Origin of the sequence: Acetobacter sp. DmW_125128 (assembly GCF_008704325.1) — a bacterium.
GTDB classification, from domain to species: Bacteria; Pseudomonadota; Alphaproteobacteria; order Acetobacterales; family Acetobacteraceae; genus Acetobacter; species Acetobacter oryzifermentans.
Genome location: NZ_VHOP01000093.1, coordinates 1 through 938, shown reverse-complemented (window position 1 = coordinate 938; position 938 = coordinate 1). Strand labels below are relative to the sequence as shown.

Sequence of the window (938 nt, the reverse complement as noted above, 5' to 3'; positions counted from 1 at the left end):
GGTAACGCAGAACTTCCATTGGGTGATTATCTATCCAATGGCAAAATGGGCATTCTGTCTCTCACTGTGCGTGCTGCTGGTCCTTACATCGTAGACAATCAGAAAACGGCAAAATCTGCTTAATTACCGCAATAGTTTAAGCCGTTATACGGCTCTAATAACACTACAGTTGTATTTTATAGCGAGTGTAGTGTTGACTATGAAAGTGTAAAATAATGACGGCAGTTCCAGAGCATGGATCAATAACGGTTGCTCCGGGATCAACGGATACGGTGAGTCTCGACGGGCAGGGCGCGACCGTAACTATACAACTATCTGAAGAAAATCCCGTAAATATTACGGTGACCGGGAATATTGGATACAACAACACAAATGCTTTATTATTCGAAGGAAGCTCTAGTGCGGTCCTCGCCCCTCTTAATAGCTGGCTCGTTTATAGCACAGCAACAAACACAACCATAATATCTGTCAGGGATAATAATTGGAATACAATTGCGCAAATAACAATTACTGGAGATATTTACAATTTAACAGAAAACAATCTATCTCACGGTACGTATCCAGATGGCTCTCACAAGTATTCCAGCAATTTCAATGTTCTTGCCACCCTTGAATCCAATGGAGAGTACCGAGTTGTCTGTTTTCTTGTTGGTAGCATGATTCGTACACCGGATGGTGATGTGGCTGTTGAAGATATTCAGATTGGTGATGAAGTTATTGCCTTTGACTGGAGAAATAACAAGAACATTACACGCCCTGTTGTCTGGGTTGGTAAAACTCGCGCGGCAGTGCGGCCTGAACTGTCTGACGATGAGGCAGGCTGGCCCGTTCGTATTCTGAAAGGTGCCATCGCCGATGGCGTTCCCTACAAGGATATGCTGATCACGGCCGAACATTGCCTATTCTTCAAAGACAGCTTTGTGCCCGTCCGTATGCTG

Annotated in this window: 1 protein-coding gene; it reads left to right on the top strand. The window is 44.5% G+C overall.

Features of this window, described 5'->3' with window-relative positions; translation table 11 throughout:
- Window positions 1–215: 215 nt before the first annotated feature.
- A partial coding sequence (locus FKW19_RS15900) for a Hint domain-containing protein (RefSeq protein WP_238706782.1) occupies window positions 216–938 on the top strand: 723 nt, incomplete at its 3' end.